Genomic DNA, 24,833 nt, shown 5'->3' on the forward strand with positions numbered 1-24,833 from the left:
TATAATATTCTATTTAACTGACAATCGGGAATACCAAGTGCACTTGCGCACCAATTATCTTACCAGTTTGATCCAAATTATCTTCAAGAACAAGAGATCCCCCATGATCTTCCATTATTTTCTTAACAATCGCGAGCCCCAACCCTGTCCCCTTTTCTCTATTTGTAACGTATGGCTCGGTCAATTTTTCACGATCACCAGCAGGCAAGCCCTTACCTGTGTCTTGAATAATGATAGAAACGTCGGCTTCAGACTTCTCTAAAAATACCCTAATAACAGCCGTATTGTCCTCATGGTCCCCTTCCAATTTTCCCTCAATAGATTCCCCTGCATTCAAAAGAAGGTTTGTCAAAACCCTATTAATTTGTTCAGTGTCGCAAGACATCAGAATACTGTCTTCTGGTACTATCGTTTCAAATTGAATACCCCGTTGAGCCGTTTCCTGAAGAAAAACAGCTTCTTTTATGAGCTTGTTGAGATCTGTTTCCTTCATTTTTGGAACAGGCATCCGTGCGAATGAAGAAAATTCATTCACCATTGTGCCGATATCAGTGACATGTCGAATAATGGTATCAATACACAGTTCGAATGTTTTGGTATCGCTCCCGATTTCTTTCAAATACTTTCTTTTTAAGCGTTCTGCTGACAATTGAATTGGGGTCAGAGGATTTTTAATTTCATGGGCGATACGTCGGGCCACATCTGACCAAGCGGCTTTACGTTGAGCAGAAACCAGTTCGGTAATATCGTCAAAAGTGATAACAAACCCGATAATTTCAAAATCATCCCCAAGTTCAGCAACAGTTCGCAAGAGCAATGTTCGTTGCACACCATTTTCTTGCGTATAGGGAATGTGTTTTTCAACTGGGCGCAGAGGCCTGGACTTTGCTTCATCCACAAACTCAGCAACTTCTGGCATAACAACAGATATTTGTTTGCCACGAAGGTCAGAAAATTGATCCACAAAGAATGCAGATGCAGATCGATTGGGGAGTGTGATCTCTCCCTTTGCATTCAACCCAATGACACCAGCAGTAACGCCCCCCAAAACAGCTTCAATAAACCGCGTGCGCTCATCAAGCTGTGCATTCGCGCTCATCAATTCCTGTTGCTGACGCTGCAATTCACCCGTCATCAAATTAAAAGTTCGGGACAAGCGCCCGATCTCGTCTTCTGATTTATTCGAAATAACCCGTGTTTCCAAATCACCTTCACGCACTTTTTCTGCGGCGGCAATCAGATTTCCGATCGGACCAGTGAGGTTGTTTGAAAAAGTAAGCCCAACCCAGACAGATGCCAAAAGAATCATCAACGCAACAATTGCAAAGATCATCGCAAAAGTAAGTACAAAACCAGAGCGTTGACCTTCAAGATCGGTATAGAGAGAAATCGCACTTTTAGCGCGTTCAATGTGCTTTAAGATATTGGGGTCTATCGGACGCCCAACAATTAGAAATGACCCATCAAACCCACCGAGATAAACCAGCGCACGAACCCGACCATCATCTTCAGACGAAAGGATAACGACCTCCCCATTAATTGCATTTTTAATTGCAAAATCAGGTATTTCTGGTGCAAAATTAAGGAGGAAACTAAATGCTGCCTTGCCCTGAACCTGCCCTGATTGATCAAAAACAACAACCTCGGTTAAATTCAAACGATTGGCTCGTTCCGTCAAAAAAGCATCAAATTGTTCTTCATTCTGTATCAACAAATTTAATGACTGCCCCAAATCGAATGAAACAGATAAGGCATCGGCGACAATCCCTTGCTGATGTTCATTCAAGTAAGCTTCGGCAACTGCATATGATTCTTTCACAGCAGTACTCACCTTTTCGTTAAACCATCCCTGAAGACCAAACTCAAAAAAACCGACGGAAACAATAGCGACTATAATCGTTGGCGTAACAGCCACAAGACTGAACAATCCAACCAGTCTTGAATGAAGTTTTGCACCTGCTAATCCGCGCTTTCTCTCTAACCATAAAAGGACAAGTCGCCTGACTACAATCGCCAGCAACGCCATCAAAAGGATAAAATCTGCAGTTAAAAGTAAAAGGATAAGCTGAGGATCATTTGCTTGGGATAGATCACCTGAAAGGGCCGAAAACGTTGTAATCCCACTAATACTTGCCGCAATAAACAGAATTATCGCGAGCTTTCGTTCCAACCCAACACGCTTTGCCCACAAAGAAGCATTCAACCAGAAGCCGTTATTTTCTATTACCGCACCACTACCATGTGCTTCAGGCACCGAGTTATTTTGCGTCTCCTCAACCATCATTTACCACCCTTGATCACAGACACATCCAACTCTTTGATTTTCTTTCTCAAGGTGTTTCTGTTTAATCCCAGAAGCTTAGACGCTTGAATTTGATTACCGTTTGTTGAGGCAAGCGATAGCTCTATTAAGGGCTTTTCAATCTCTTTAAGAATTCTATCGTATAATCCTGTTGCAGGTAACTCTGGAAAATGAGCCGCAAAGTACTCGCTCAAATGCCGCTCAACAGCCTCACCAAGAGACTCATTCAAAGTTGGTGCAACTGGTGAATGGACCTTATCTTCCTCGGCACTGTTTCCCTTTGCAATCAGGCTGAGCTCATGTTCCACAATATCTTGTGAAATCACATCTTGGCTGTAGAGCACCGTTAGCCGCCTGACAATATTTTCTAATTCCCGAATATTTCCCGACCAGTAATTTCCCCTTAAAGACGCCATTGCTCCTTGGTCAATAACCTTACTGGGTAATCCTTCTTGTTCACACAACCGTAGAAAATGCGATACCAGTTCTGGAATATCTTCGGCACGCTCTCGAAGAGGTGGCAACCTCAGCGGAACAACACTCAGCCGGTAGTACAGATCTTCCCTGAAACTACCTTGTTCTACCATTTGAGCAAGATCTCTGTGTGTAGCCGTGATAATACGAACATCAGCCTTTATTGGCACGCGTCCGCCGACTGTGGTGAATTCATTTTCCTGTAAAACCCGCAAAAGCCTTGTTTGAGCCTCCAATGGCATATCCCCGATTTCATCCAGAAATAATGTTCCGCCAGCGGCTTGTTCAAAACGTCCCGAATATCGAGCTGTTGCGCCTGTAAAGGCGCCCTTTTCATGTCCAAAAAGCTCACTTTCGATAAGTTCTTTTGGGATAGCTGCCATATTAACCGCAATAAAGGGGCCGCTTTTTCTTTTCCCGTAATCATGAAGTGCACGGGATATAAGCTCTTTCCCTGTACCTGACTCACCTGTAACCATCACTGTCAAATCAGTTGCCATTAATCGCGCCATAACACGATAAATCTCCTGCATAGCAACGGAACGCCCAATCAGTGGCAACGGATCTTCCTGAGTGTTCTCGCGTTCCCCAACAACATCAACAGGCTCTGAAAGTGCACGCTTAACAGTTAAAGACAACTCTTTGAGATCAAAAGGTTTTGGTAGGTACTCAAAAGCCCCACGTTCAGTCGCCTTAACTGCGGTTAACAAAGTGTTTTGCGCAGACATCACAATAATACGCAACTCGGGTCTGATCTTCTTTATCCTTGGGATGAGGTCCAATCCATTTTCATCCGGCATGACAACATCAGTAATGACAAGATCACCCTCTCCTTTTGCAACCCACTGCCAAAGTGATGCAGCGCTACTGGCCGTCTGTACTCGATACCCTTCCCGCCCCAATGCGTGCGTCAAAACAGTTCTTATCGCCTGATCATCATCGGCAATTAAAATAGTTGCATCACTCATGAAGGATCCTTTAAGTGATTATCAGAGTATATCTGATTCTTATTTCGTAAATCTTTTGGCACCAATGGCAAGCTGACAGAAAATTTTGTGGCGCGTGGTACACTTTCTAATTCGATCACACCGCCGTGCTCTTCAATAACTTTAGAGACCAGCGCCAGGCCAAGCCCCTTCCCACCCGTTTTTGTTGAAACAAAGGGGTCAAAAAGATGTTCATGCAGGTCTGCTGGAATACCGGGCCCGTTATCTTCGATTGTTACTAATAAGGGCAGATCCATTCGATCCTTCCCGCCTTGTAAACGCATCCTGACGCCTTGCTGATAGCTTGTTGTCAGGATAACTTCACCGCCTTCTTTTCCTAAAGCTTCTACAGCGTTCTTAATAAGATTGAGAAAAGCCTGTATCAAGAGATCTCTATTGCCATAAACTTCCGGAAGCGAGGGGTCATATTTCTCGGCAAACTTTATATTCTTTCCGAACCCTGTTTCAGCAAGAAGCCGTACATGAGCGAGAACCTCATGAATATTAACAGCCTCTCGCTCCATTGGACGCGTATCAGAGAACATTTCAATACGATCAACCAAAGTCACAATGCGGTCTGCTTCATCGCAAATTAGCTTTGTTAGTTGCCGATCATCTTCGCCAGCACTTAGTTCTAATAACTGGGCAGCACCACGGATACCAGACAGAGGGTTTTTCACCTCATGCGCAAGCATGGCCCCCATTGCCGTAATTGACCTTGCAGCATTACGATGAACAAGTTGGTGATCAATTTTACGGGCAATTGACTGCTGCTGAAGTGTCACGACACTAAAACCCGAACTGTCATGCATAGGCGAGATAACAACAGCCACCAGATGCGTACCTATTCGGGGTGTTTCCAGTCGTACCCCATATTCGGCAACAGAACTCTCTTCTCTTTGCGTCTGTTCAACCAAATGAATAATTTGAGAATCACCTGAAAAGTGGGTGCTTAACTTACTGCCGACCAAAACGATTTTACTCGATTGTAAAAACTGTTCCGCAGACTGATTAACAAATACAATCGTCTTATCCGGCCCAACAACAAAAACCGGGTCTGTTAAAGAGTTGAGCACATTAAACGATAAAGAATTCTCTTCTTGTGATAGAGAATCACCTGTGTTCGATAATTTATTGAATGAATCACGGCCCATAAATGTTTGTGTCATGCTGCTTCATCAATGTAAGGTTGGAAATATTCCCCTAACATTTTAATCACCACATCAGGCTCATTGACTTTATTAATTTCAGCGCGAAAAGCGGCTGAATCCGGCAAACCTTTGCAATACCAGGCCAAATGCTTCCGCGCGATCGCAACCCCTTTACGTTCACCGTAATGGGACAACATAGACTCATAATGCTCGCAAATAAGTTCAAAAATTTCTTTTAATTCAGGCTCGTCAACATGTGTACCGTCGCGCAGGTATTGGCTGACCTCTCGTAAAAGCCACGGCTTACCATAACATCCCCGACCAATCATTACGCCATCTGCCCCAGAAACTCTCATTGCCTGTTCAGCATCTTCGGGCGTCAAGATATCACCATTGATGACAACTGGTACCTTCACAGCTTCTTTGACCGCCCGTACAGCTTCCCAGTCTGCTTCACCTTTATACATCTGGTTTCTCGTGCGCCCGTGAACCGTAATCATCTGAATGCCAACATTCTCAGCGCGCTTTGCTAATTCAGGTGCATTCCGATTAGCATCATCCCATCCCAGTCTCATCTTAACAGTAACCGGCACTTCGACAGCCTTAACTGTCGCTTCCATAATATCTTCGGCCAACACTTCATCTTTCATAAGTGCTGATCCAGCATATTTGGCAACAATCTTTTTCACCGGACATCCGAAATTAATGTCAATAATCGCAGCACCACGATCCACATTCATCCTGGCTGCTTCAGCCATAATGCTCGGATCACAGCCAGCCAACTGCACAGCCATAGGGAACTCTTCGGCGCAATTCGTGCTTAACTTAAGAGATTCTCTACTCTCTTGAAGCATCGCCTTGCTCGCGATCATTTCTGAGATTACAAGCCCTGCACCATATCGCTTGACCAAGCGTCGGTAGGGCATATCTGTTACCCCAGACATTGGGGCTAAAAAAACCGGGTCCTCTATTGCAATCGGACCAATTGAAATGCTCATTCGTTGTGCACCATTCGCAATCGCCTAAGATTTAGGCAAACAAGAAAAACTGGTTATACAGCGTTTCCCTACTTATGCGAAGAGGAATGTATAAAAAAACGAACCTAAGGTGCAGTTAATTAGGCCAACAAAACATCTGTTACGAATTTGACCCCGGGATAGGCAAGGGTCAACAACAGATAAACGGCGAGAACAAAGCGAACTGCACTCTGTCCCCTTATCCCAATAAATTTGTGCAGCACCAAAAGGATTGCAATAACAACAAACGCAATTAATGCAAGCAAGGATTTATGGTCAAGGTCCAGGTAATAACCCGAGGCCGTATACTGCCTTGCAATGCCCGTCAATATCCCCAAACCAAGAACCACCTCTGCCATTGTCAATAAACTGACCTGAAAACGATCAGCATCATAAACAGAAGGTAATTTGATCAAAAAAGGACTTTCGATCTTCTTGGCTTTTAATGCTCGCTCTCTCAATTGAACCGACACCGCAGAAATAGCAGCCAATGTACACAGCGCATAAGTCAGGATCGACGCCAGAATGTGCAATACCAACCAATTGTCCATACTCTCAATAGGGGTGCTCGCAGCCGACTGTCCCTCCCAGATCACAGCAAAAAGCCCCAGTACAAACAGGTAGGGCGCCAAAAGAAGAGCAAGCTTTTCAAACTCTTTCACAAGCAAGGAAAAACACAAAAACAATAAAAGGCTGAATGATATGGTAATCCAGAGAGAGATACTAACGCCGCCATCCCAATGCCCCATAAGATGAACCATCGTCGTAAAGCTAGACCCGACCAGAGCAACCAACAGTGCTCCTCTCATAAGAAGTACAGAACTTTCCGTCTTGGACATCCAGGGTATTAAGATCGCAGGCAACATAAGAACAAGTGCAAGCATTCCCCAAAAAACGGTCATAACCCAACCTTCTTACTAGACATCTTATTAGCCTTTGTTACATATCATTTTGTTACTACTGTAAATTAGCCTAAATTGGCAAGAATCGAAATCAGGAGAATACGCCTATGTCCGGTACCTGGGCAATCATTGTCGCCGCAGGCAGAGGCAGCCGTATTGGAGCGGACCTCCCGAAGCAGTATCTTAAGTTAGGTGATAGCAGTATTCTCGCCCTGACACTCGATAATTTTTTACAACACTCTAACATTGATGGGGTTCTTGTTGTCACCCATCCTGATGATGAAGAGCTTTTCAAACGCGAATGCAGCGAGTTTGCTGATAAGGTTCATATCACCTTCGGCGGAGCAACACGCCAGGAATCAGTTTTAAACGGCTTACAGGCCCTGGAAAGTATGCGCCCCGATGTTGTTTTGGTGCATGATGCCGCACGCCCCTTTACCAATCATGATGTTATCACCAAGCTCATTCATGCTGGCAACTCTGGGAAAGCAGCAATAGCCGCTTTCCCTGTTGTGGATAGCCTTAAGCAGGTTTCAAATAATATCATCTTAAAAAATGTGGACCGAAACGGGCTTTGGCATGCACAAACACCCCAAGCATTTCCCTTTGACGTTATACGTGATGCACATTTCGCGATAGAAGATCTTTCAAACTACACGGACGATGCCGCAGTTGCAGAAGCAAGCGGCCATCAGATATCTATTGTGACATCTGGCAAAGAGAACTTTAAAATCACAACACCGGAAGATTTGGTTCAGGCAACCATGACCATCAACAACAGACAAACTAAAGAGTATAAAATGGCCAAAGAGCATCAAATGGAAAGCAGAACCGGCTTTGGATATGATGTACACTGCTTTGAAGAAGGCGATCATGTCACACTTTGCGGGGTTGATATTCCGCATATAAAAAAACTCAAAGGCCATTCTGATGCTGATGTTGGCCTGCACGCCCTAACCGATGCTATACTCGGCGCACTTTGCGAAGGTGATATTGGAACTCACTTCCCCCCCAGTGATCCTCAATGGAAAGGCGCACTATCAGACCAGTTCCTTGTATTTGCGCGTGATCGCGTTCTTGCAAGACAAGGTAAAATCATACATGTCGATGTGACGCTCGTTTGTGAAAAACCTAAAATAGGCCCGAACAGAGAATTAATGGTTACAAAGATGGCCGAGATTCTGGACATCAATCCCAACCGTGTCAGTATAAAAGCCACCACATCGGAAAAACTTGGTTTTACAGGGCGAGAGGAAGGCATTGCGGCCCAGGCTGTTGCAACAATTCAACTCCCTTCAGCGGACTAAACCAACTAGACGAAACAACTTCGTAAAGACGAACATATGTCTCAAAAGAAACTCTCATTTTTTCATCCCATCTCTCTCATTTCGACATGGTTTGGTTCCGGACTTATCAAATTTGCCCCTGGTACCTGGGGCTCATTAGCTGCGCTTCCCTTTGCCTGGGTTATTTCAAGTTACACAGGTCCTACTGGCTTGATCATTGCCTCATTTATTGCATATGGCGTTGGGATTTGGACAAGCGGTCAATATTCAACAGCCCTTGGCAAAGAAGATCCCGGGGCCGTGGTCATCGACGAAGTGGCGGGCCAATGGCTTGCCCTCGCCTTTGTCCCCCTGAGCCCAGCCCTCTTTCTTATCAGCTTTCTGATCTTCCGCTTCTTTGACATTGTCAAAGTTTTTCCGGCGAACTGGTTAGATAAAAATGTCAAAGGGGGCCTCGGCATTATGTCTGACGACATGGTCGCAGGATTATACGCCCTGATAACATTTTACCTTCTATATGCATTTATCCCCTATACTAGTGAGCTTCTACAACGTTTTTAGGAGACCATAATGTCTCTAGCATCAGAGATTCAAACACTTGCTGAAGAGATCCTTGATCTCTGTCGTGTCAAAGGCCTGCAAATTGCAACTGCAGAATCCTGCACCGGGGGATTAATTGCTGGTGCTTTAACAGAAATCGCTGGATCTTCAGATGTTGTAGACAGAGGTTTTGTTACCTACTCGAATGAAGCAAAACATGAAATGCTCGGTGTCCGTATAGAGCAAATATCCATGCACGGCGCTGTCAGTTCGCCAGTGGCGTCGTCAATGGCGGAAGGGGCAATGAAACACTCGAATGCTCAATTAACTGTGTCCGTAACAGGCGTTGCAGGACCAGGTGGCGGCACATCTCAAAAACCCGTCGGCACTGTATTTATTGGTACAGCATTGGAAAATGATCGAACGCTATACCAGAGTTATCGTTTTGATGGTGACCGCACATCTATTCGACAGCAAACCGTTCATGCTGCGCTCTCATTTTTAAAAAACAGACTTTTATGAACAAATATACTGACGAACAAACATCTTCATCAGATCGCACGCCATCCATCACAGATATTCCGCTTAGCCAGCTTGTCTTGGCATTTATAGTCTTTTTAATCGTCATCAAAGGCATTGGTTATTTTTTATCGGCCTTTTTCTCAACAACGGAAAACGGCGCATCAATTTCATTTCCACTTATCCTTTTGGTTCTCATTCAGAATTTACTCATTCTGGTCATTGTTCGACATTTCCTGTTAAAAAAATACAGCTTGCATTGGCGAAATCTGGGGTTAGTACCAATATCAGCAAGCTGGTGTTATCGTGCCGCACTTCTGACACTGCCGCTGGTTGTTATTGTTGGCATTGTAAACTCTACCGTTACACAACTGATCAGTACGGATTTTGTTAATCCACAGCTTGAAATGTTAGCCCCACAAGGATTTAAGTGGGATGCTTATATACTCACAATGATTGCAACGGGCGTTATTGCCCCCTTTACAGAAGAAATAGTCTTCAGGGGCGTTATTCTGGGGTGGCTAGACCAAAAGCTCGGTAAATATCTCGCGATTTTAATCAGCTCATTTCTTTTTGGATCAACACATGGCATCCCAGCTTTAATCCCCGCCCTAATGGTCGCAGGGATCGCCTTTTCCTTGATCGTTTACAAAAGCCAGTCTCTCTGGCCCGCAATCGTCCTGCATTCTGGCTTTAATATGTTTATGACAACAGCGCTCTATTACGCACTTTCTCAAGGCGTCTCTCTTCCCGGGGCGAATTAAATTCTTTTTTGAAGCCTGCCTGCACTAAACTGAGGCTCGGCCTTCACCATCATAAGGCTCATACAATGTCGCAGCCCTGGTCTCGAACGCTTGCACCATCCGCCTCACTGCTTCGTGAAAAAACGGCTCCATAATCATTTGTAACATTTTGGATTTAAATTCAAAATCTACATGAAAATCTACAAGACAACCTTCGGGATGTTCTTCAAAAATCCATGTATTTGTCAGATATTTAAAAGGGCCGTCGACATAGGCAACATCAATACGCAGTTGTTCATGATGAAGATCAACCCGGCTGGTAAACTTTTCTCTGATCATCTTAAAACCAATGATCAGATCAGCAAATATCCTTGTATCCTGCCTGCGCTTTATTCTCGCGCCCACGCACCAGGGCAAGAAATCGGGATAGCGCTCTACATCGGCAACCATTTCGAAAACTTGCTCTGGTTTGAATTTAAGTACTTTTTTCTCAGCGTGAACGGGCATTTCTAATTTCTAATGTCCAAAATCAAGAACGAGACAGCTTTTCTTCTCTGGCTTTTCTCAATTCCTGGAAATCTTCATCAGCATGATAGGATGAACGGGTCAAAGGCGTAGATGCAACATGCAAAAACCCTTTGTTATAAGCCATCTTCTCATAAAACTTGAACTCTTCCGGATCGACAAACCGATCAACAGGATGATGTTTCGGTGTTGGTTGTAGATACTGACCGATTGTCAGAAAATCTACATCAGCCGAACGCATATCATCCATAACCTGAAACACTTCATCTTTACTTTCACCTAGACCGACCATCAGTCCGGATTTGGTAAAGAGTGTGGGATCAAGTTCTTTGGCGCGATCCAGAATTTTCAAACTGTGGTAATAGCGGGCACCGGGGCGTACCGTCGTATATAAACGCGGAACCGTTTCCAGATTGTGGTTAAACACATCTGGTTTTGCCTTTACTACAACTTCCAACGCGCCATCCTTATGCCTAAAATCAGGTGTCAGAATTTCAATCGTCGTATCCGGCGCGTCTTTACGTGTTGCCGCAATCACCTTTGAGAAGTGCTCAGCACCACCATCGTCGAGATCATCACGATCCACCGATGTTATCACCACATGTCGCAATTGCAACTTAGCGACCGCCGCTGCAACACTATAGGGTTCGAGCGGACTTAACGGATTGGGCTTCCCCGTTGCAATATTACAGAAAGAACAGGCACGGGTACAAATCCCGCCCATGATCATCATCGTGGCGTGCTTTTTTGACCAGCACTCACCAATATTGGGGCACGCGGCCTCTTCACAGACTGTATGAAGATTGTTGTCACGCATTAGCTTGCGTGTTTCCTGATACCCTTTGGATACCGGGGCTTTTACTCTTATCCAGGATGGTTTTCGCTGGATAGGAGTGTCGGGACGTTTGGCCTTTTCAGGGTGCCGCATCTTCGCACGGTCATCCTTTGAGGAAATAATACGCTCTGCGCGTTCTTTTCCCTCGAGCTGGGATGTTGTTTGTTCTGAAACCATGGTTTCTGTCATCAACTAACTCCGACCATTTCGTGAACCAATCCTACAATGGAACAGGTTTACACGCCGTTACCAACAGGAAGGCTAAAAGCGCCTTCCTGCCACATGCTGCAATACATATGGAATTACAACAAAATCTCAAGCATTAAGATTGCCTGTGGCAAAATCACACCTAGAAGTGAATTGCCCGACCATAGGCATCCAGTACAGATTCATGCATCATTTCTGACAAGGTTGGATGCGGGAAGACAGTATGCATAAGCTCTTCTTCCGTTGTCTCAAGCCCCATCGCGACGACAAAACCCTGAATAAGTTCAGTAACTTCTGCACCAATCATATGTGCCCCGAGCAATTCACCGGTCTTGGCGTCAAAGATTGTTTTGACCAGACCTTCTGCCTCACCAAGTGCAATGGCCTTTCCGTTACCGGCAAAGGGGAAGCGACCTATTTTAACGTCACGACCTTCTGCTTTGGCAGTCTGCTCATTCAAACCAACAGATGCAATCTGCGGATGACAATAGGTACAACCGGGAATCTTGGACTTATCAATCGGATGTGCAGACAGGCCTGCAATCTTTTCTATACAGACAACACCTTCGTGTTCAGCCTTGTGCGCCAGCATTGGTGGACCAGCCACATCACCGATCGCATAAACACCCGGTACATTGGTCCGTGAGAACTCATCCGTAACAATACAGCCACGATCGGTTTTAATACCCAAAGCTTCGAGGCCCAGGTTTTCAATATTACCAACAACACCGACAGCAGAAATCACACGATCAACAGTGATCTGCTCGGTCTTACCGTTTTTCTCTAGTGTTGCGGTGACCTGATTAGATTTTTTATCCAGCTTGCTAACCTTGGTCCCTGTACGGAATTTCAATCCATGTTTACCCAACTGCTTTTGGGCAAGCTTTGAAATTTCATCATCTTCCACAGGCAAAATTTTATCAAAAATTTCAACCACGGTAACATCAGCGCCAAGCGTACTGTAAAAGTCAGCAAACTCGATGCCGATAGCACCAGATCCAACAACCAGCAATGATTTAGGCATCGTATCAGGACGCAAAGCTTCGCGATACGTCCAAACAAGCTTACCATCAGGCTCTAATCCCGGAAGGGTTCGGGCACGAGCACCCGTTGCAATGATAATATTTTTGGCTGTTAAAGTCGTTTTTTTCTTATCTTCGCCCTCAACGGTCATTTTACCAACAGCCGTTAAGGTACCTGTACCGTCAAAAACCGTTACCTTGTTCTTCTTAAGTAGGTGACCAACACCGCCGTTAAGCTGTTTGGAAACACCTTTGGAGCGTTCTACTATTTTCTCCAAATCAAAACTGACGTTTGACGCGGACAAACCATAGTCTTCCGCATGTTTCATGTTTCGATAAATCTCTGCAGAACGCAGTAGTGCCTTGGTTGGAATACATCCCCAGTTCAGACAAATCCCGCCAAGATGATCTTTTTCTACCACTGCCGTCTTCAGACCAAGTTGTGCTGAACGGATCGCTGTCACATACCCGCCAGGACCGCCACCAAGAACGATAACGTCAAAGTTTGTATCACTCATAGTTTCATCCCCTTAGAGAAGCATGGAGAGAGGTTCTTGGATCAGCGCTTTGAAGGCTGCCATATACTCAGCACCAACTGCGCCATCTACGACACGGTGATCGACAGATAGTGTACAGGTCATCACTGTCGCAATTGCCAAGGCACCGTCTTTAACGACAGGACGCTGCTCACCAGCACCAACAGCAAGGATACATCCCTGTGGCGGATTGATGATGGCAGAGAAATCTTTAATGCCAAACATACCAAGGTTAGAGATCGAGAAGGTCCCTCCCTGATATTCTTCTGGCTTCAGTTTGCCATCACGTGCACGCCCAGCCAGATCCTTCATTTCTTCAGAAATAACACCAAGACCTTTGTTTTGAGCAGCCTTAATAATTGGCGTAATCAGGCCTGTCGGCGTTGCAACGGCCACAGAGATATCGGCATTTTTATAGCTAAGAATACCCTCATCACTGAATGATGCATTCGCCGCAGGTACTTTTTTCAAAGCCAGAGCCGCAGCACGAATAACAAAGTCATTCACGGAAATTTTCACATCACCACTTGCATTCAACTCTTTGCGGAATGCGAGCAACTTGTCCATTTCACAATCGACAGAAAGATAGAAGTGTGGAACTGTCTGCTTGGACTCGCTCAAACGGTTGGCAATCACACGACGTATAGAACTCAATGGTTCCAGATCGTATTCCATACCCAGCATATCTGCGAGTTCGCGCGCATTTGGTCCTGATGCAGCAGATGTTTCAGTTGAAGCGCCCGCCTTACCAACACCCTGCTCCAGAGCTGACAAGATATCAGCCTTTACAATGCGCCCATGAGGCCCAGACCCTTTAAGGGCAGAAAGATCAAGACTTTCCTGAGAAGCCATCCGTCTAGCAAGCGGGCTCGCAAAAATACGGTCACCACTAGCAGAAACAGATGCTGGTGCAGATGATGACGCTTTATCTGCGACGGGTGCAGCCGGTGCTGCTTCTTCTTTTTTCGGCTCAGCTGGTGCAGGTGCAACAGACACTTCAGTTTCAGTAGAAACATTCTCTAGCGCGCTGGCATCTTCGTCTTCTTCCAGCAAGACAGCAATCGTCTGATTGACAGCTACACCTTCGGTTCCACCAGGAACGAGGATCTTGGCAATTGTACCTTCATCAACCGCCTCAACTTCCATCGTGGCTTTATCAGTTTCAATCTCCGCAAGAACATCGCCGGAATTAACTGAATCACCTTCATTTACCAGCCAACGGGATAATGTACCTTCTGTCATCGTAGGAGACAGGGCGGGCATAAGAATATTTATAGGCATCGTATTTCTCCCCTGCTCTGCTTATGAGCGATAGCAGACTTCTTTGGCCGAAGTAATAATGTGAGAACTCTGTGGTAGTGCAAGTTGTTCAAGATTCGCGGCATAAGGTAGCGGAACGTCAACACCAGCCACACGCTGAACAGGAGCATCGAGATAATCAAATGCCTGTTCCATAACCATTGCCGAAATTTCAGATCCAACACCCGAGAAAGCCCAGCCTTCTTCAACAGTAACCAAACGGTTGGTCTTACGTACAGAATTAAGAATGGTTTCCGTATCCAGCGGGCGGATTGTTCTCAAATCGATAACTTCTGCAGAAATGCCTTCTTTAGCCAATTCTTCAGCCGCTTCCAAAGCTTTTCCAACCATAATAGAGAAAGTTACGATAGTGACATCTGTACCCGGACGAACAACCTTGGCTTTACCGATTGGAACAGTCCAGTCGTCCGTATCCGGTACATCAAAGCTCTGCCCATACAAAAGCTCGTTTTCCAAGAAGATTACAGGGTTCGGATCACGAATAGCAGACTTAAGCAGTCCCTTGGCATCAGCCGCAGAATAAGGAGACACAACTTTGAGTCCCGGGCAATGCGCATACCAGCTTGCATAACACTGCGAGTGCTGAGCACCAACACGGGATGCCGCACCGTTAGGTCCACGGAAAACAATCGGACTACTAACCTGACCACCAGACATGTAACGTGTTTTTGCTGCAGAGTTAATTATGTGATCAATCGCCTGCATCGCAAAGTTGAAGGTCATAAACTCAACAATTGGGTTTAGACCGTAAAACGCAGCACCAACGCCCAGACCAGCAAAACCATGTTCTGTAATTGGTGTATCAATGACACGCTTGGCACCAAACTCGTCAAGCAGCCCCTGACTGATCTTGTACGCTCCTTGGTACTGAGCGACTTCTTCGCCCATCAGGAATACTTTTTCATTGCGACGCATCTCTTCGGCCATTGCATCGCGCAAAGCTTCGCGAACTGTTGTACTGATTACAGGACCGTCCCATTCGCTCTCTGGCGCAATAGATTCAGCTTTTGGCGCTTCTGGTGCAGCCACATTGGTTGTCTCAGATGAAACTGTAGCAGGTTGCGCATCAGTTTGGACAGCAGGCGTAAGTGCCGCAGCAGAATAGTTACTTAAGTCCGCATCGCTTTCCCCCTCTTCCAGAAGAAGAGCGATTGGGGTGTTCACAGCAACATTATCCGTATCGCTTGCAACAAGGATCTTCCCAAGTACCCCGTCATCAACGGCCTCAACTTCCATCGTTGCTTTATCTGTTTCGATTTCGGCCAGAATATCACCTGCTGATACACTGTCGCCTTCATTTTTCATCCAACGCGCAAGTTTCCCTTCTGTCATTGTAGGGGAAAGCGCAGGCATAAGAATTTCTATTGGCATATTTTCTTCTCCGGAATGACGGACAGCTTACGCGTCTGCGTACACATCGGTGTAAAGTTCAGAAGGATCTGGCTCGGGACTAGACTGTGCGAATTCAGCAGATTTGGAAACAATCGCTTTAACGTCCTTATCGATTTGTTTCATGCCCGCTTCGTCAATCACATTCTTTTTATCCATAACCGCACGCAGACGTTCGATAGGATCACGTTCTTCACGCACCTTTTGAACTTCTTCTTTTGAACGGTATTTGGCTGGATCAGACATGGAATGACCGCGATAGCGATAGGTCATCATCTCCATGATGTATGGTCCCTTACCACTTCTGGCATGCTCTACAGCAATCTTGGCGGCTTCGCGCACAGCGACAACGTCCATACCATCAACTTGCATACCCGGAATTCCATAAGCACTACCACGATGATAAAGCTCTGTGCTATTCGCAGAAGAACGTTCTGTTGACGTTCCCATACCATAACGGTTGTTCTCAATGACATAAACAACAGGCAGATCCCAGAGAGAGGCCATGTTGAATGATTCGTAAACCTGCCCCTGGTTCAACGCACCATCACCGAGATAGGCGACGTTTACGGCATTTTCATCCAGATATTTATGAGCAAAGGCGATGCCTGTTCCGATTGGAACCTGAGCACCAACGATACCATGTCCGCCGTAGAAGCCTTTTTCTTCGCTGAACATGTGCATGGAACCACCTTTACCTTTGGAATATCCACCGATACGCCCGGTAAGTTCAGCCATCACCCCATCAGGATCCATACCACAAGCCAACATGTGTCCATGGTCGCGATACGATGTCAGAATCGTATCACGATCTTCTAACACAGATTGAATGCCAACAACGACAGCTTCCTGCCCGATGTAAAGGTGGCAAAACCCACCAATCAAGCCCATGCCATACAATTGCCCGGCCTTTTCTTCAAAGCGGCGGATCAAAAGCATTTCACGATAAAAATCAAGGATCATTTCGTTGTTAACGTCGGATGGAAGCGCAGAAGAGGCTGTCCGTTTCTTAGGGGCCCGTTTGGTGGGCGTTTTTTTTGTCGCCATGCGAGGTTTCCCGTTCAAGTTAGTGTTACGCACTAAGGGGGGGGTTTATGTCTCGCACTTAAAATAAGGGAAAAGTAATTTTATTACAATAGTTTTTATATTGTTGATTTATAATGATTTTTATCAAATTAACTACAAATAAGTTAATTACACAAAATATGCTGCATTGCACAATATTTAGTTAATTTCATCTAGCGTTTCTGGATGATCAAATATTCGTTTTCACGACCATAATTAAGAACATCCCGCGCCCGCTCTTCCAAAAGATCCGGATCAAGATTATCTGGTCGCAAAAGAGCAACTCTGGACTCTAGTTCCTGACGCTCACTTTGAATGCTAAACATTTCAGTTTGTTTGGCTTGGAGATTTTGCGTTAGATGAATCCACGCCCAAACTCCGCGATCCCCCTCGATGGTGTGATACGCGAAATAAGCCACCAGTGACGCCCCCAAAACCTGCGGGATCACGACACGGGATCGTTTATGGATCTCTCTAAATAAAGACATTTACTCTAAATCAATTTTCTTTGCATGCAGCGAAGGTAATCTAACAGATAAAATAGATATTGGGAATAAACAAAGCATTAATGCTCAATACTGGATTCAAAAATACAATTGACATACGTTATGTTATAACATTACATACCCTAACAATTTGATTGAAAGTGATAATTATGAGCAAACTAAGTGTAACAGTTCTCTCTGGTTTTCTTGGGGCTGGCAAAACAACCCTTTTAAACCAAATTCTAAACAATACCGAACTCGAAAGAGTTGCAGTTATCGTGAATGACATGAGCGAAGTGAATATCGACGCTAATGCTCTTCAATATAAAAATTCATCCCTCTCTCAAACGGATGAAAACCTTGTTGAAATGACAAACGGTTGCATTTGTTGCACATTAAGAGAAGACTTACTCCTAGAAGTTAGTAACCTGGCAAATTCCAATAAATTCGACCACTTAATTATCGAATCATCTGGAATTTCAGAACCCCTTCCCGTTGCAAGTACTTTTGAGTTCAGAGACAAAAATGGCTTTAGCCTTTCAGATGTGACCACTCTAGACAACATGGTGACGGTTATTGACGCAGGAAATTTATTAAATGACTTCTCCTCTAGTGACTTACTATGTGATACCGGAGAATCACTCGGTCCAGAAGACAAACGCTCTCTCGTGAATTTGCATGTCGATCAGATTGAATTCTCTAGTACGATTATTCTAAACAAAACTGATCTGGCATCGGAAGAAACATTAAAAGAAGTCAGAAAAGTAATTAAGGCCTTAAATCCTGATGCAACAGTTTTTGAGACAGAACAAGCAAAAGTACCTCTAACAGAACTTCTTAACACCAATCGCTTTAGCTTCGAAAAAGCCCATGAACACCCCTTTTGGGCAAAAGAACTTTATGGATACGAAAACCACGTTCCTGAAACAGAAGAATATGATATCCAGAGTTTTGTTTATAGGTCAAAAAAACCGTTCATCCCTGAAAAAATTACACACTTTTTTAACCAAAAACAAAACGGTGTTCTCAGATCCAAAGGACACTTTTGGTTATCAACTCGACCTGATCAGGTCGGCGAAATGTCCCAGGCGGGAAAATATACGACCACGGAATTGATTGGTAAATGGTGGTCGTCTGTTCCAAAAAATAGATGGCCGGATGACGATGAATTCATGACCCAAATCAAAAAAAATTGGGATCCATCATTTGGAGATCGTCGGAACGAAATCGTTTTCATTGGTTCTCAAATGAATAAGGAAGAAATAATTAATCGCTTGGATGACTGTCTTGCCAAAGAAGAAGGGTTTCTTCCTGAAATTTGGCAATCACAACACAAAGATTGCTTCAATCACTGGGCACAACAAGCCTGATTATAATAACATCCATCAAATAAAGATATTGATTATAATGATAAAAATCCTCCCTGCTCTATTACTCACCCTACTCCCCACAGCCAGTTTTGCGCATGGCATCTGGATTACTGACCGCTTTGGTGAACCGTCCATTATTTATGGCCACGGAGCTTCCGATGATGCCTATCAGACAGAAAAACTGAAATCAGTACAAATACACATGCCAGACGGCACAGTTAGTAAAGGAGAAACGCGCGAAACAGATAGCTATATCAAGCTAAAAATTCCACAGAAAACACAAGCCGTAACAGCTACTTTTGACAATGGTTACTGGACAAAAGATGCTAAAGGGAAATGGCACAACCTAAAGAAATCACATGTAGAAAACCCTGTTTCAGCAGGACATTACTTTAAGTACACAACCCACATTCCTGCTGGTGCCATAGCTTTAGAAAAACCTCTCGGCCTTCCACTAGAGATTTACCCTTTGCAAAACCCGCACAATTTTGAACAGGGAGACAAGCTCTCTCTTAGGGTTCTTCTGAATAATAAACCCGCTGAAGGCTTGGAGGTGATTGCCGATTACATCAATGACGAAGCGGCTGAAAAATTGATCACAGACAAAAATGGTGAAGTAACAATCACAATAAAAAACCAAGAACTTAACGTGATCGCCGTTTCGACAACCAAAGAATTGGAAGACAAAACTGATGCAGATAAAGAGGGTTACTTCTCTACCCTTTCATTTGCCCTAGAACATAAACACCATTAAATCCGTTGCCCTGATAGTATTAATCAGATCAAACGCCACAACATAAAACAAGGGCCTCGATTAATTCCGAGGCCCTTGTTGATCTTTTATGTGAAACGGTTCCGAATAAATTCCAGCCCCGCTTTTAATATATTATTTACTTTCTTAAAACACTGCGACCAGCGTAATGAGCCATTGATCCCAACTCTTCTTCGATACGGATGAGCTGGTTGTATTTAGCAATACGATCAGAACGGGATAGAGATCCTGTTTTAATCTGTCCACAGTTTGTTGCCACTGCCAAATCAGCGATGGTGCTGTCTTCGGTCTCGCCGGAACGGTGCGACATAACCGCTGTATAACCAGCTTTATGCGCCATATCGACAGCTTCAAGCGTTTCAGAAAGCGTCCCGATTTGATTAACTTTAATCAAGATAGAGTTAGCCGTATCCGTTTCCAGACCACGAAGCAAACGCTTGGGGTTTGTCACAAAAAGATCGTCACCAACCAACTGTACTTTATTGCCAATTGCTTGCGTCAAAGACTTCCAGCCATCCCAGTCATCTTCGGCCATACCGTCTTCGATAGAAAGAATTGGATAGCGATTAACAAGATCTTCGAGGTAACGAACCATTTCGTCCGCGCCCAGTGACTTGCCTTCACCAGCCAGTTCGTACTTGCCATCTTTGAAGTATTCGGAAGAAGCACAATCAAGCGCCAACATCACGTCATCGCCAAGATTATAGCCCGCATTACCAACAGCTTTCGTAATAAAGTTCAACGCTTCGTCTGTAGAGGCAAGACTTGGCGCAAAACCGCCCTCGTCACCAACATTGGTGTTATGACCAGCATCGCTAAGTGACTTTTTCAACGAGTGAAAAATCTCTGCGCCCATCCGAATGGCATCGGAACCAGAAGCAGCACCAACCGGCATTACCATAAATTCTTGAATATCAATTGGATTGTCAGCATGCGCGCCGCCATTAATAATATTCATCATCGGTACAGGAAGCGTTCTGGCAAAAGCACCGCCAACATAACGGTACAATGGCAAGCCAGCATCTTCTGCAGACGCCTTGGCAACAGCCAGACTTGCACCAAGAATAGCATTTGCACCTAGACGAGATTTGTTCTCGGTCCCATCAAGGTCAATCATGACCTGATCAATCAAAAGCTGGTCTTCAGCATCCAGACCGATAAGGGCTTCGAGAATTTCTTCGTTTACAGATTCAACAGCCTTAAGAACACCCTTGCCAAGATAACGTCCTTTATCCTGATCACGAAGCTCAACAGCCTCATAAATTCCTGTTGAAGCGCCAGAAGGCACTGCAGCACGCCCAAAGGCGCCACTTTCCAAGAGAACGTCAACTTCTACGGTAGGGTTGCCACGAGAATCGAGGATCTCACGACCTTGTATGTCGATGATCGCCGTCATTTTATTCTATCTCCGTTAAGAAAGTTGAGGCGCAAAGAGGGGCAGGCCTCGGTATCATAATTAAGCAATAGACACAGGATGTGCTTTTGCCAGTTTATCGAACTCAACCAGAAGCGAAAGAAGCTCTGGAAGTTCTTGCACCCGGATCATGTTTGGCCCATCACAAGGGGCGTTATCAGGATCCTGATGGGTTTCCATAAAGAGGCCAGCCACGCCAACAGACACCGCTGCACGGGCCAATACAGAAATAAATTCTCTCTGGCCGCCAGACGTTGCGCCCTGACCACCAGGTTGCGCTACTGAATGTGTGGCATCAAATACAACGGGGCAGCCTGTTCCCATAGCCATTATTGGCAAAGAACGCATATCGGATACCAGCGTATTATATCCAAATGATGCCCCTCGCTCACATACCATCACCTTATCATTGCCTGATTCGATAATTTTCTGCGAGACGTTTGCCATATCCCAAGGGGCCAGAAACTGTCCTTTTTTAACATTAATTGCCCGCCCTGTCTTTGCGGCTGCAATCAATAGATCAGTCTGACGACACAAGAAGGCCGGAATTTGCAAGACATCAACAACTTTTGCAACAGGCTCACATTGATGTGCGGCATGAACATCAGTAATAACCGGACATCCAAATTTGGATTTAATTTCCTCAAAGACTGACAAAGCTTCATCCATGCCAATCCCCCGAGAAGAGCTAAGGCTAGTACGGTTCGCTTTATCAAAAGAAGATTTGTAAATCAGGGGAATAGAAAGCTTTTCACAAGCCTTGGTTAAAGCTTCGGCCATTTCCAGTGCATGTGCTCTGCCTTCCATTTGACAGGGACCTGCAATCAATACGAACGGTAAATCATTACCAAAAGTAACATTACCAACTTTTACGTGTCGTGATTGAAGGTCTGCGTGCACTGCCATAAAAATAACTTCCTATTCTACCCTATAAATTTACACCGCCTGGTTATTAACCCAAAGACTTAAACTAGGCGAGATTGCTCTATCGCGGCTTTCACAAAAGAAGTGAAAAGCGGATGCGGTTCAAATGGTCTTGATTTCAGCTCTGGATGGAACTGAACACCGATAAACCAAGGATGATCTTCCAACTCAACAATTTCAGGAAGTTTACCATCTGGTGACAATCCAGAGAATTTAAGTCCTGAATCTTCGAGTTTTTCGCGATAGTTAATGTTCACCTCATAGCGATGGCGATGACGCTCATCAACCAGCTCAGTACCATAGGCTTCACGAACCTTTGATCCTTCAGCAAGTGCGCAAGGATAACTCCCCAGACGCATCGTACCACCGAGATCGCTACCATAGGAACGCTGTTCCATCTCGTTGCCGCGCGCCCACTCTGTCATGATACCAACAAGAGGTTCTTCGCAAGGCCCAAACTCGGAAGAGCTTGCGTCTGTTAGACCGGCAAGGTTACGCGCAGCATCAAGAACGGCCATCTGCATACCAAAACAAATACCAAAGTATGGCACGTTTGTTTTACGCGCAAAGCCAGCCGCAGCAATTTTACCTTCAGAACCACGTTCGCCAAAGCCGCCGGGAACAAGAATACCATGAACATTTTCCAGGGCTTCAATCGCCCCTTCACTTTCAAAGATCTGTGAATCCAGCCAGTTAATTTTGACTTTAACGTTATTGGCGATGCCACCGTGAACCAAAGCTTCAGCAAGTGACTTATACGCATCCAACAAAGATGTGTATTTACCAACAACCCCGATCGTCACTTCACCATCAGGTTCTCGGATTGTTTGTGTAACCTGATCCCATCGCGACAGGTCGAGATCTTTTTTAGGCTCAATACCAAAATGACGACAAACTTCTTCGTCCAGACCCTGCTCGTGATATGCCCGAGGCACAGCATAAATTGTATCGACATCAAGAGCAGGAATAACAGCCGTTTCGCGGACGTTACAGAACTGGGCAATCTTGCGAAGGGAGCTTTCTGGAATTTCTTGCTCACAACGGCACAAAAGCATATCAGGCTGAATACCAACAGATTGCAACTCCTTCACAGAATGCTGTGTTGGTTTTGTCTTCAACTCGCCTGCAGCTCTAAGATATGGAATAAGGGTCAGATGAATAAACAGGCTGCGTTCACGCCCAAGCTCATTCCCCAACTGACGAATTGCTTCAAGGAACGGAAGGCCTTCAATATCCCCAACAGTTCCCCCAATTTCGCAAAGAATGAAATCCTCATCCCCCAGATCAGACATGACAAACTCTTTAATCGCGTTTGTAATGTGCGGAATAACCTGAATAGTCGCGCCCAGATAATCACCCCGACGCTCTTTTGCCAAAACTTCGGAATAGATTTTTCCAGTTGTTACGTTATCACTTTTACGGGCAGATACACCCGTATAGCGCTCGTAGTGCCCAAGATCCAAATCAGTTTCTGCACCATCATCGGTCACAAAAACCTCGCCATGCTGATAAGGGCTCATCGTGCCTGGATCAACATTGAGATAGGGATCTAGTTTACGTAGGCGGACCTTGTAGCCGCGCGCCTGAAGCAGCGCACCAACAGCCGCGGAGGTCAAGCCCTTCCCCAAAGAAGAAGTCACACCACCGGTAATAAATATAAAGCGCGTCATGAAACTCGTTGTCACTTAATTCAGTTTCAACAAAACCGGGACCCTATTGGTCCCGGTCAATGATAGTACGTAACGGAAATAATCCGAAACTTATTCTGAAACCGGAGGAGCAACGGGTTGCTCAGTCTCGGTTTGAATTGCAGGAACAGTAATATCATCTGTGATAGAACGTGTTGTACGCCCTGTATCTGCAAGGATTGTCAGCAACAAACTAGAAGCGATAAAAGCTGCGGCCAAGAATGCAGTTGTACGGGTCAGCAGGTTTGCAGTGCTTTGCCCGGTGAGGAAACCACCAAAGCCGCCTGAACCACCACCGGAACCGCTTCCTCCCATTCCAAGAGCACCGCCTTCGCTTTTTTGCACAAGGACGACACCAATAAGGGACAAAGTAATCAACAAATGAATGACCAAAAGGACGTTGTTCATCGTTAGTAGTCTCTCAAACTTTCCGGGATATACTATCCCTATTCAACACTAAACCACACACCCTAAATCTAACCCAGAGTGTGTAGTTGTTATGCGCCTATTCAAAACTTAACAGGCTATTTAGCCTTTTCAGATCGATATGACCAGTGTCATCTAACACCAATCGCCCAAAAATCTTCTACTTTTAAGCTTGCACCACCGACCAAAGCACCGTCAACATTAGATACAGCAAGCAGTTCAGCCGCATTTTCCGGCTTCACAGATCCACCATAAAGTATCCGAATCTTTTTTGCTGCATCTTCACCAAAACGGTCATTCAACAGCCCACGAATAAAATTATGCACATCAGCAACATCAGCTGGCGTTGCCGTTTTGCCCGTTCCTATGGCCCACACAGGCTCGTATGCAAGCACTATGTTATCGGGATCACAATCATCAGGTAGAGATTCTGTAACCTGCGTTTTGATCACATTTAAAGTATCACCTGTTACACGTTCTGCTTCTGTTTCGCCAATGCAGATTATTGGGGTCAGCCCTGCTGTTAATGCAGCCGCGCTCTTTGCGTTCACATCTGCATTTGTCTCGCCGTGGTCAGTTCGTCTTTCTGAATGACCCGTTATGACGTAACCACAACCAATATCTTTTAACAATTCGGCAGAAGTATCACCGGTGTGAGCGCCAGATACATTCGCATGACAATCCTGACCGCCAACGGCAAGATCTGTATCTTTGGCCAGAGAGAGAACAGTGCCAAGCAAGGCCGCTGGTGGGCACACAACAAAGTCGGCAGACACGGCATCTTGGTTCAATCTTTCCAAAAGCCCTTCCACTAGCTCTGTAGCAAAGGACACAGATCCGTTCATCTTCCAGTTACCAGCAATAAGTTTGCCTGTCATATTCGATTCTCCCTCAAAATTATGGGCACATCTATACAGCGTCATTCACAACAATCCA

General features: G+C 45.1%; 23 protein-coding genes. 6 read left to right on the top strand and 17 right to left on the bottom strand.

The window, feature by feature from the left end; all coding sequences use genetic code 11:
* Nucleotides 1–13 precede the first annotated feature (13 nt).
* From WH96_RS06770 to ccsA, 5 genes are all read right to left on the bottom strand, one after another.
* On the bottom strand, nt 14–2,284 hold the full coding sequence (locus WH96_RS06770) for a sensor histidine kinase NtrY-like (protein ID WP_156176732.1): 2,271 nt from the start codon (nt 2,282–2,284) through the stop codon (nt 14–16).
* Nucleotides 2,281–3,744, bottom strand: coding sequence for a nitrogen regulation protein NR(I) (ntrC, locus tag WH96_RS06775; RefSeq protein WP_047763423.1), 1,464 nt, complete (start codon nt 3,742–3,744; stop codon nt 2,281–2,283). The genes WH96_RS06770 and ntrC overlap by 4 nt, the downstream gene beginning before the upstream one ends.
* Complete coding sequence (locus WH96_RS06780) at nt 3,741–4,931, bottom strand: two-component system sensor histidine kinase NtrB (protein ID WP_204248144.1); 1,191 nt, start codon at nt 4,929–4,931, stop codon at nt 3,741–3,743. Before WH96_RS06780 ends, ntrC begins: the two co-directional genes overlap by 4 nt.
* Nucleotides 4,928–5,911, bottom strand: a complete 984-nt coding sequence (gene dusB, locus WH96_RS06785; protein ID WP_047763424.1) for a tRNA dihydrouridine synthase DusB — start codon at nt 5,909–5,911, stop codon at nt 4,928–4,930. Before dusB ends, WH96_RS06780 begins: the two co-directional genes overlap by 4 nt.
* A gap of 119 nt (nt 5,912–6,030) precedes the next feature.
* Nucleotides 6,031–6,831 (bottom strand): cytochrome c biogenesis protein CcsA, encoded by an 801-nt coding sequence (gene ccsA / locus WH96_RS06790; RefSeq protein WP_047763425.1) that lies wholly within the window; start codon nt 6,829–6,831, stop codon nt 6,031–6,033.
* A gap of 107 nt (nt 6,832–6,938) precedes the next feature.
* On the opposite strand from ccsA, the gene WH96_RS06795 reads away from it, so the two are divergent.
* From WH96_RS06795 to WH96_RS06810, 4 genes are read left to right on the top strand one after another with little or no spacing between them, the layout of a single operon-like run.
* Nucleotides 6,939–8,138, top strand: a complete 1,200-nt coding sequence (locus WH96_RS06795; protein WP_047763426.1) for a bifunctional 2-C-methyl-D-erythritol 4-phosphate cytidylyltransferase/2-C-methyl-D-erythritol 2,4-cyclodiphosphate synthase — start codon at nt 6,939–6,941, stop codon at nt 8,136–8,138.
* A 36-nt stretch (nt 8,139–8,174) separates the two neighbouring features.
* Nucleotides 8,175–8,678, top strand: coding sequence for a phosphatidylglycerophosphatase A family protein (locus WH96_RS06800; RefSeq protein WP_047763427.1), 504 nt, complete (start codon nt 8,175–8,177; stop codon nt 8,676–8,678).
* 9 nt (nt 8,679–8,687) lie between these two features.
* A complete protein-coding gene (locus tag WH96_RS06805; protein WP_047763428.1) occupies nt 8,688–9,179 on the top strand; it encodes a CinA family protein in 492 nt (163 codons plus the stop codon).
* Nucleotides 9,176–9,940: a CPBP family intramembrane glutamic endopeptidase gene (locus WH96_RS06810; protein WP_047763429.1), complete on the top strand. Its 765-nt coding sequence runs from the start codon at nt 9,176–9,178 to the stop codon at nt 9,938–9,940. The genes WH96_RS06805 and WH96_RS06810 overlap by 4 nt, the downstream gene beginning before the upstream one ends.
* Before the next feature lie 24 nt (nt 9,941–9,964).
* Here the strand turns inward: WH96_RS06810 and WH96_RS06815 are convergent, their stop codons facing one another.
* The 7 genes from WH96_RS06815 to WH96_RS06845 form a co-directional block, all read right to left on the bottom strand.
* Nucleotides 9,965–10,426 carry a type II toxin-antitoxin system RatA family toxin gene (locus tag WH96_RS06815; protein WP_047763430.1) on the bottom strand — a complete coding sequence of 154 codons (462 nt, stop codon included), beginning with the start codon at nt 10,424–10,426 and terminating at the stop codon, nt 9,965–9,967.
* Nucleotides 10,427–10,448: 22 nt separating this feature from the next.
* A complete protein-coding gene (gene lipA / locus WH96_RS06820; protein ID WP_156176733.1) occupies nt 10,449–11,468 on the bottom strand; it encodes a lipoyl synthase in 1,020 nt (339 codons plus the stop codon).
* 160 nt (nt 11,469–11,628) lie between these two features.
* Nucleotides 11,629–13,026 (bottom strand): dihydrolipoyl dehydrogenase, encoded by a 1,398-nt coding sequence (gene lpdA, locus WH96_RS06825; protein WP_047763431.1) that lies wholly within the window; start codon nt 13,024–13,026, stop codon nt 11,629–11,631.
* A gap of 12 nt (nt 13,027–13,038) precedes the next feature.
* On the bottom strand, nt 13,039–14,325 hold the full coding sequence (locus WH96_RS06830; RefSeq protein WP_047763432.1) for a pyruvate dehydrogenase complex dihydrolipoamide acetyltransferase: 1,287 nt from the start codon (nt 14,323–14,325) through the stop codon (nt 13,039–13,041).
* Nucleotides 14,326–14,346: 21 nt separating this feature from the next.
* Nucleotides 14,347–15,735: a pyruvate dehydrogenase complex E1 component subunit beta gene (locus WH96_RS06835; RefSeq protein WP_047763433.1), complete on the bottom strand. Its 1,389-nt coding sequence runs from the start codon at nt 15,733–15,735 to the stop codon at nt 14,347–14,349.
* Nucleotides 15,736–15,762: 27 nt separating this feature from the next.
* Nucleotides 15,763–16,800 carry a pyruvate dehydrogenase (acetyl-transferring) E1 component subunit alpha gene (gene pdhA, locus WH96_RS06840; RefSeq protein WP_047763434.1) on the bottom strand — a complete coding sequence of 346 codons (1,038 nt, stop codon included), beginning with the start codon at nt 16,798–16,800 and terminating at the stop codon, nt 15,763–15,765.
* Between the two features lie 191 nt (nt 16,801–16,991).
* Complete coding sequence (locus WH96_RS06845) at nt 16,992–17,306, bottom strand: FtsB family cell division protein (protein ID WP_047763435.1); 315 nt, start codon at nt 17,304–17,306, stop codon at nt 16,992–16,994.
* A gap of 167 nt (nt 17,307–17,473) precedes the next feature.
* Between WH96_RS06845 and WH96_RS06850 the strand changes: the two genes are divergently transcribed.
* A complete protein-coding gene (locus WH96_RS06850; protein ID WP_047763436.1) occupies nt 17,474–18,673 on the top strand; it encodes a GTP-binding protein in 1,200 nt (399 codons plus the stop codon).
* A gap of 37 nt (nt 18,674–18,710) precedes the next feature.
* A complete protein-coding gene (locus tag WH96_RS06855; RefSeq protein WP_047763437.1) occupies nt 18,711–19,427 on the top strand; it encodes a DUF4198 domain-containing protein in 717 nt (238 codons plus the stop codon).
* Nucleotides 19,428–19,563: 136 nt separating this feature from the next.
* Here WH96_RS06855 and eno read toward each other — a convergent pair whose 3' ends face one another.
* The 5 genes from eno to tpiA all read right to left on the bottom strand — a co-directional run bounded on the left by eno (nt 19,564) and on the right by tpiA (nt 24,775).
* Entirely contained in the window at nt 19,564–20,841 is a 1,278-nt protein-coding gene (gene eno, locus WH96_RS06860; RefSeq protein ID WP_047763438.1) for a phosphopyruvate hydratase, read from the bottom strand.
* 60 nt (nt 20,842–20,901) lie between these two features.
* Nucleotides 20,902–21,765: a 3-deoxy-8-phosphooctulonate synthase gene (gene kdsA / locus WH96_RS06865; protein WP_047763439.1), complete on the bottom strand. Its 864-nt coding sequence runs from the start codon at nt 21,763–21,765 to the stop codon at nt 20,902–20,904.
* 59 nt (nt 21,766–21,824) lie between these two features.
* Complete coding sequence (locus tag WH96_RS06870; RefSeq protein ID WP_047763440.1) at nt 21,825–23,453, bottom strand: CTP synthase; 1,629 nt, start codon at nt 23,451–23,453, stop codon at nt 21,825–21,827.
* A gap of 90 nt (nt 23,454–23,543) precedes the next feature.
* A complete protein-coding gene (secG, locus tag WH96_RS06875) occupies nt 23,544–23,879 on the bottom strand; it encodes a preprotein translocase subunit SecG (RefSeq protein WP_047763441.1) in 336 nt (111 codons plus the stop codon).
* 149 nt (nt 23,880–24,028) lie between these two features.
* Entirely contained in the window at nt 24,029–24,775 is a 747-nt protein-coding gene (gene tpiA / locus WH96_RS06880; RefSeq protein ID WP_047763442.1) for a triose-phosphate isomerase, read from the bottom strand.
* Nucleotides 24,776–24,833: the final 58 nt, after the last annotated feature.

The sequence above is a fragment of the Kiloniella spongiae genome (assembly GCF_001026905.1).
Classification (GTDB): Bacteria; Pseudomonadota; Alphaproteobacteria; order Kiloniellales; family Kiloniellaceae; genus Kiloniella; species Kiloniella spongiae.